This window comes from Mycobacterium sp. (assembly GCF_035314905.1).
GTDB lineage: Bacteria > Actinomycetota > Actinomycetes > Mycobacteriales > Mycobacteriaceae > Mycobacterium.
The window spans coordinates 1-7876 of sequence record NZ_DATFYW010000093.1 but is presented as its reverse complement, the minus strand read 5'-3'; the positions used below and the strand labels follow the sequence as shown (position 1 = coordinate 7876).

The window sequence follows — 7876 nt, the reverse complement described above, 5'->3', positions numbered from 1 at the left end:
GGAGCAGACAAGCGCGACGTGGTTGACGCCGCTGAGGGCGAATTCCGGGTTGGTGTTCTCGGGTTTGATCATCTGCGCCTCCTGCGCCCTTCTCAACAGCCGAATCTGAATCTAACATCAGGTTCAGGTTGTGCTCAATGCTCCCAGCGAACCGATGACCGTCAGGAGCCTTATGTCGATACAGCGGGGCGAGTTGCCGACCGTGCGTGGGCGTCAGACCGCGGCGGCCATCGACGCGGCGGCCCGAACAGTAATCGCCCGCAAGGGCATTCTTGCGACGACGATCTCCGACATCACGGCCGAGGCAGGGCGCTCCACGGCGTCGTTTTATAACTACTACGACTCCAAAGAAGCGATGATCCGCGAATGGGCGCTGCGCTTCCGCAACGAAGCCAACGAGCGCGCGACGTCGGTGACGCGGCACGGGCTGACAAACCGCGAGCGCGCTCGGGAGGCCGCGGCCGCCCACTGGCGCACGTACCGGCACCGCCTGGCGGAGATGATCAGCGTGTCTCAGCTGGCGATGGTAAGCGACGACTTCGCCGAATACTGGGCGGAGCTGTGCGCGATCCCGATCTCGTTCGTCACCGAGATGGCGAAACGCGCCCAGTCCGAAGGTTATTGCCCAGAGGACGAACCCCAGCTCGTCGCGGTGGCGATCGTGTCGATGTTCAACCAGTTCTGCTACGTGCAGCTCAGCGGCAAGGCGGGAGCCGCCGAAGACCTCGATGACGAAGCGTGCATAACCACGCTCGCCAACATCTTCTACCGCGCCGTCTACTGCAAGGAGGCCGTCTGACATGGGTTCGGCGCCGGGAGTTGTCCGTGAGTTTGTCGGCCTGCCGTCCCCCACCGCCCGGCGCGGGGCCGCCGGCGGCCATCCCTGCCAGGGCCTGTACCACCGGGCGGTGGGGCGCAAGCCGAAAGTGGCGATGATCGCGACGCACTACCAGATCGACTTCTCCGAGCACTATCTCGCCGACTACATGGCTACCCGCGGTATCGGCTTCCTCGGCTGGAACACCCGCTTCCGCGGCTTCGAGAGCAGTTTCCTGCTCGACCACGCGCTGGTCGACATCGGCGTGGGGGTAAGCTGGTTACGCGCGGTTCAGGATGTGGAAACCGTTGTACTGCTTGGCAATTCCGGCGGCGGTTCGCTGATGGCGGCCTACCAGTCACAGGCCATGGAACCCAACATCGTGGCACCGGCGGGGATGCGGCCTGCCGCCGGCCTCGACGACCTGCCCCCGGCCGATGGCTATGTCGCCAGCGCCGCACACCCGGGCCGCCCTGACGTGCTGACCGCCTGGATGGACGGTGCCGTCGTCGACGAGAACGACCCCGTCGCTACCGACCCCGACCTCGACATCTTCGACGAGCGCAACGGGCCGCCGTTCCAGGCCGAGTTCGTCGAGCGCTACCGGTCGGCGCAACTGGCCCGCAACCACGCGATCACGGACTGGGCCGAAACCGAACTCAAGCGCGTCCGGGCGGCGGGCTTCAGTGACCGCCCGTTCACGGTGATGCGCACGTGGGCCGATCCGCGGATGGTGGATCCGACGCTGGAACCCACGAAACGTCAACCGAATATGTGCTATGCCGGGGTCCCGGTCAAGGCCAACCGGTCATCGCACGGCATCGCCGCCGCCTGCACGCTGCGCAACTGGCTCGGAATGTGGAGCCTGCGCCACGCGCAGACCCGCGCCGAACCCCATCTCGCACGCGTCGACTGCCCCGCGTTGGTCATCAACGCGGAGGCCGACACCGGGGTGTTCCCGTCGGACGCCAAGCGCATCTATCGGGCGTTGGCCTCCGACGACAAGACGCAGGTGTCAATCGACACCGACCACTACTTCACCACCCCGGGCGCACGAAGCGAGCAGGCCGATACGATCGCGAAGTGGATCGCCAAGCGGTGGCGCTGAGGGTTCTTGCGCACTTCGTTCCCGGCGAGAAAGTTCTCGAGTTCCTTGCGCCGCATACTGATTGGCTTGACGTCCGGTACTGCGCCGAGGACGACGACGACACGCTTTACCGAGAGCTGCCCGACGCCGAGGTGATCTGGCATGTTCTGCGGCCGCTGACGGCGGCCGACCTCGAGCGCGGACGGCGGCTTCGGCTGGTGCACAAACTCGGCGCCGGAGTGAACACGATCGACGTCGAGGCCGCGACGAGGCTCGGCGTCGCGGTCGCCAACATGCCCGGCGCGAACGCGCCCTCGGTCGCGGAGGGAACCCTGCTGCTGATGTTGGCCGCGCTGCGGCGGCTGACCGCGCTGGACCGTGAGACGCGCGCCGGCGCAGGCTGGCCCACCGACCCGTCGCTCGGCGAAACGGTGCGCGACATCGGCTCGTGCACGGTCGGGCTGGTGGGATACGGCAACATCGCCCGGCGCGTGGAGATGATCGTCGCGTCGATGGGCGCGACGGTCCTGCACACCAGCACCCGCGAGGACGGCAGCCCGGGCTGGCGGCGGCTTCCAGACCTGCTTGCCGCCAGCGAGATCGTGTCATTGCACCTGCCCCTGACCGCGCACACATCCAACCTGATCGACGGCGATGCGCTGGCCAACATGCGGAGCGACGCGGTGCTGGTCAACACGTCGCGCGGGGCGATCGTCGACGAGGCCGCGCTGGTCGACGCGTTGCACCGCGGCCGGCTGGCGGCGGCGGGGCTCGATGTCTTCGCCGTCGAGCCGGTCAAGCCCGGCAACCCGCTGTTGGCGCTGGACAATGTGGTGCTCACCCCGCACGTGACCTGGTATACCGCCGACACGATGCGCCGCTACCTCGCTGAGGCCGTGGACAACTGCATGCGGCTGCGGGACGGCAGTGAGTTGGCGAACGTCGTAAACAGGTAGCCTCGGTACCAACCGACCGGTTATTTGGAGGAAGGCAACGTATGCCTATCGCGATTACTCCCGAGCACAAGGACCTGGCCGACTCGGTGCGCGCCCTCCTCGAGCGGGTCGCGCCGTCGGAAGTGCTGCATGCGGCGCTGGAGACGCCGATCGAAAACCCGCCCCCGTACTGGCGGGCAGCCGCAGAACAGGGTCTGCAGGGCGTGCATCTGTCGGAATCGGTAGGCGGACAGGGCTTCGGCATCCTCGAGCTGGCCGTCGTTATCGCGGAGTTCGGCCGCGGCGCGGTGCCTGGGCCATTCGTTCCGTCGGCCATCGCCAGCGCCCTGATCAACGCCGACGACTCCGAGGCGAAGGTGCTCGGCGACCTTGCCTCGGGCACGGCAATCGCCGCGTTCGCGCTGGCGTCGTCACTGACCGCCATCCGCCAGGGCGATGCGTTGGTGGTCCGTGGCGAGGCCCGATCGGTGCCGTCGGCCGCCGACGCGTCGCTGCTGGTGCTGCCCGTCGCCGGCCTGGATCCGGAAACCAGCGGCACCGAATGGGTGGTGATCGACGCCGACCGGCTCGAGGTCGAGCCGGTCACATCGGTCGACCTGCTGCGGCCGGTGGCGCATGTGCGGGCCAACGCCGTCGAGGTGCCCGTGGACCGGGTTCTGTCCAACCTCAGCGTCACCGCCGCGCGGTCGCTGGCGTCCACACTGCTGTCGGCAGAGGCCGTCGGCGTGGCGCGCTGGGCTACCGACACGGCGTCGGCGTACGCGAAGATCCGCGAACAGTTCGGCCGCCCGATCGGGCAGTTCCAGGCGATCAAGCACAAGTGTGCCGAGATGGCCGCCGACACCGAGCGCGCCGTCGCCGCGGTCTGGGATGCGGCGCGGGCGATCGACGAAGGGCTTGAAAAGCCCGAGGCCGCAGCAGAGTTCGCGGCCGCAGTGGCCGCGACGTTGGCGCCGGCCGCCGCGCAGCGGTGTACGCAGGATTGCATCCAGGTCCATGGCGGCATCGGGTTCACCTGGGAGCACGACACCAACGTCTACTACCGCCGCGCCCTGGGCATCGTCGCCGCGTTCGGCCGCGCCGCCGACTACCCGCAGCAGGTGATCGACGTCGCCACCACGACCGGTCTGCGGCCCCTCGACATCGACCTCGATCCTGAGACCGAGAAGCTGCGCGAGGAGATTCGTGCGGAAGTCGCGGCACTGAAGGCCATTCCACGTGCCGAGCGAGCGGCCGCGATCGCCGAGGGCGGATGGGTAGCGCCGCACCTGCCCAAGCCGTGGGGCCGCTCGGCCAGCCCGGTCGAGCAGATCATCATCCAGCAGGAGTTCACCACGGGCCAGGTCAAGCGGCCACAGCTGGGTATCGCGGCGTGGCTCGTGCCGTCGATCGTCGCGTTCGGCACGGATGCGCAGAAGCAACGATTCCTCCCGCCCACGTTCCGCGGCGAGATCATCTGGTGCCAGCTGTTTTCCGAACCGGGCGCGGGCTCCGACCTCGCCGGGCTGTCCACCAAGGCCACCAAGGTCGACGGCGGGTGGCGGATCACTGGTCAGAAGATCTGGACGACCGCCGCGCAGTTCTCGCAGTGGGGTGCGCTGCTGGCCCGCACCGATCCGTCCGCGCCGAAGCACAACGGCATCACCTACTTCCTGCTGGACATGTCCAGCGAGGGTGTTCAGGTCCGGCCGCTGCGCGAACTGACGGGCGGAGCGATGTTCAACACGGTGTTCATCGACGACGTGTTCGTGCCCGACGACCTCGTGCTGGGCGGGGTCGACCGCGGCTGGGAGGTCAGCCGCAACACGCTGACCGCCGAACGCGTGTCGATCGGCAGCAGCGAGCCGCCGTTCCTTGCCAACCTCGAAGGTTTCGTCGAGTTCATCCGCGAAGGCCACTTCGACCAGGTCGCCCAGAACCGCGCTGGCAGGCTGATCGCCGAGGGCCACGCGGCCAAGGTGCTCAGCCTGCGGTCGACGCTGCTCACCCTCGCCGGCTTCGACGCGATGCCGTCGGCGGCCGTGTCGAAGTTGCTCTCGATGCGTACCGGGCAGGGCTACGCGGAGTTCGGGGTGTCGTCGTTCGGGACCGACGGCGCTATCGGCGATCCCCAACAGCTGGAAGGCAGGTGGGCCGACTACCTACTGCACAGCCGGGCGACGACGATCTACGGCGGCACCTCAGAAGTGCAGCTCAACATCATCGCCGAGCGGCTGCTCGGCCTGCCTCGCGATCCCTGACCCGCCCCGGCGGTCAGTCGACCTCGATGTTGCGCAGTTCTCGCTTGAGGATCTTGCCGGTGGGATTGCGCGGCAACTCGTCGAGGAAGATCACTTCGCGAGGCACCTTGTAGCGGGCCAGGTGGTCGCGCACGTATCTCTTGACGGTGTCCTCGTCGAGGTCTGAGTTCTCCTGCCTGACGACGAACGCACGCAGCCGTGCGCCCCACTCCGCATCTTCGACGCCGAGCGCGGTGGCCTCCACGACCTGCGGATGGCCGCTGATGAGGTCCTCGACCTCGGCGGGGAACACGTTCTCGCCACCGGAGACGATCATCTCGTCGTCGCGGCCGGTGACATAGAGCAGCCCGTTCTCGTCGAAATAGCCCATGTCTCCCGACGAGAGCAGGCCGTCGATGATCTGCTTGCCGCCGCCGCCGGTGTAGCCCTCGAACGGGAAGGTGTTGCCGACGAAGATCCGGCCCACCTGGCCCTGCGGCAGTTCCTTGCCCTGCTCGTCGAGAATCTTGACCCGTACTCCCTTGACCACCGGCCCGACCGTCCCCGGGTTGACGTCGAGGTCCTCCGGGCGTGCGATCGTCGCGAACGCGATCTCGGTGGAGCCGTAGAGGTTGTAGATCACCGGGCCGAGATCCTTGAGCGCGCGGTTGGCGAGCTCGGCGCCCAGCTGCGAACCCGAGACGAACACGATGCGCAGCGACGACAGGTCTGGTTTGCGTTCGAGCTTGTCCAGCGCGTCGAGAATGCGCGACAACATCACCGGCACCACGACAAGCGCTGTCGCGCGGTGCTTTTCGATGTCCTCCAGGACCGTCGCCGGGCGGAACTTGCGGCGCAGCACCAGCGTCGAGCCCAGCGTCATTGCAATCGTCGCGTGCAGATAACCCAGCGCATGGAACATCGGCGCCGGCAGCGAGGTCACTTCGCCGGAGCGGAACGGTACGTGCGACAGCACGCCGCCGATCGGGCCCAGCGTCGGCGGCTGGCCGCGGGACGCACCCTTCGGTGTTCCGGTGGTCCCGCTGGTCAGGATCACCAGCGATGAATGCTTCGACGGCTTCGGCGCCGGTTCCCTGCTGCTGCGGGCGATCAATTCGGCGAGCGTCTCATCGGTGCTGCCCGATGGTAGGTCGCTGTCCGGGTTGGTGCCCAGCGCCCGCAACCGGCCAAGCTCGAACCTCGCCATCGACACCGCTTCGCTGTATTCGTCGTCGTAGATCAGCAGCCGCGCGCCTTCACGCTCGGCGACTTCGGCGATCTGCCGCCCGGAGAACTCGGTGTTCATCAGGATCGTGCGGGCCCCCACCCGCGCGCATCCGTAGTTGGCAATCGCGAACCAGCGGCTGTTGCGGCCCAGGATCGCCACACCGTCCCCGCCCCCGATGCCCATCTCGACCAAGCCGTTGGCGACCGCGTTCACGCTGTCATCGAGTTCGCGGAATGTCAGTGCGCCTTCTTCGTCGATGATCGCGGCGCGGTGTGGCGTGCGGCGCGCGTTCACCGCCGGGAGCATTCCCATCTCGCCCCACCGCATGAAGTCCGCGGCCATCGCCACGATGTTCTGCGGCGGCTCGATCTTGAGCGCGCCCGCCTCGAATATCTTGCGCAGGTAGTGCAGTTCCGCCGCGCCGCGGTCGGCGTACTGCCGCGCCTTTGCGGCGGTCTGCGACGCGAGTTCGGCAACGTTCAGCGTAGGCATGAGCACCACCTTATGTGACGGAGGTCTCACTGCGGCAGGGAAACTAGCATGGCGGTATGGCCGCTCTGCTCGTGCTGGACGTGGACGGCCGCGACGTGACCATCACCCACCCCGACAAGGTGGTCTTCCCGGCGGCCGGATACACCAAAGCCGACCTGGTGCGCTACTACCTCGACGTCGCCGGCGGCGCTCTGCGCGGGGTCGCGGACCGACCGATGATCCTGAAACGATTCGTCAAAGGCCTCTCGGAGGAGGCGATCTTCCAGAAGCGTGCGCCCGAGAAGCGGCCGGATTTCGTCGATGTCGCCGAATTACGCTATGCCTCTGGCACATCGGCTAAGGAAGCGGTGATCCACGACGCCGCCGGGCTGGCGTGGGTCATAAACCTCGGCTGCATCGACCTCAACCCGCACCCCGTGCGCGCCGATGATCTCGACCATCCCGACGAGCTGCGCATCGACCTCGACCCCGTGCCCGGGGTGGCATCGCGGCAGATCGTCGACGTCGCGCTGGTGGTCCGCGATGTGCTCGCCGATCACGGGTTGACCGGCTGGCCGAAGACGTCGGGTTCGCGCGGCTTCCACATCTATTCGCGCATCGCGCGGCAGTGGTCGTTCAAACAGGTCCGCCTGGCGGCCGAAACGGTTGCACGCGAGGTGGAGCGGCGCGCCCCCGAGTTGGCCACCAGCCGCTGGTGGAAGGAAGAGCGCCAGGGTGTGTTCGTCGACTTCAACCAGAACGCCAAAGACCGCACGATGGCGTCGGCGTATTCCGTACGCGCCACCCCGGACGCCCGGGTCTCCGCCCCGCTGTTCTGGGACGAGGTCGCCGATTCCCGCCCCGAGGCGTTCACGATGGCGACCATGCCGAGGCGATACGACGACGCCGGTGACCCGTGGGAGGGGATGGACGACGCCGCCGGGTCGCTTGACCCCCTGCTCGAATTGGCCGAGCGGTTGGGACCGCCCGAGAAGGCGCCGCGCGGCGCGAAGAAGATAACCGGCCGGCGCCAGTCGACGATGCCGTTGATCGAAGTCGCGCGGACCAGGACCAGGGACGAGGCCATGGCCGCGCTCG

General features: G+C 67.7%; 6 protein-coding genes. 5 read left to right on the top strand and 1 reads right to left on the bottom strand.

The window, feature by feature from the left end:
* The first annotated feature begins 172 nt into the window (after nucleotides 1-172).
* The 4 genes from VKG81_RS07085 to VKG81_RS07070 are packed head-to-tail and all read left to right on the top strand — an operon-like array spanning nucleotide 173 to nucleotide 5100.
* Nucleotides 173-799 (top strand): TetR/AcrR family transcriptional regulator, encoded by a 627-nt coding sequence (locus VKG81_RS07085; RefSeq protein WP_324395125.1) that lies wholly within the window; start codon nucleotides 173-175, stop codon nucleotides 797-799.
* Nucleotide 800: 1 nt separating this feature from the next.
* Nucleotides 801-1925, top strand: a complete 1125-nt coding sequence (locus VKG81_RS07080; RefSeq protein WP_324395124.1) for an alpha/beta hydrolase — start codon at nucleotides 801-803, stop codon at nucleotides 1923-1925.
* Nucleotides 1922-2860, top strand: coding sequence for a 2-hydroxyacid dehydrogenase (locus tag VKG81_RS07075; protein ID WP_324395126.1), 939 nt, complete (start codon nucleotides 1922-1924; stop codon nucleotides 2858-2860). The genes VKG81_RS07080 and VKG81_RS07075 overlap by 4 nt, the downstream gene beginning before the upstream one ends.
* A 41-nt stretch (nucleotides 2861-2901) precedes the next feature.
* Nucleotides 2902-5100: an acyl-CoA dehydrogenase gene (locus VKG81_RS07070; protein ID WP_324395123.1), complete on the top strand. Its 2199-nt coding sequence runs from the start codon at nucleotides 2902-2904 to the stop codon at nucleotides 5098-5100.
* Between the two features lie 13 nt (nucleotides 5101-5113).
* Here VKG81_RS07070 and fadD2 read toward each other — a convergent pair whose 3' ends face one another.
* The gene (gene fadD2, locus VKG81_RS07065; RefSeq protein WP_324395122.1) at nucleotides 5114-6799 is read right to left on the bottom strand and encodes a long-chain-fatty-acid--CoA ligase FadD2; all 1686 of its coding nucleotides are present in this window, start codon (nucleotides 6797-6799) and stop codon (nucleotides 5114-5116) included.
* A gap of 56 nt (nucleotides 6800-6855) precedes the next feature.
* Between fadD2 and VKG81_RS07060 the strand changes: the two genes are divergently transcribed.
* On the top strand, nucleotides 6856-7876 hold a 1021-nt coding region (locus VKG81_RS07060), incomplete at its 3' end, for a DNA polymerase domain-containing protein (RefSeq protein ID WP_324395121.1).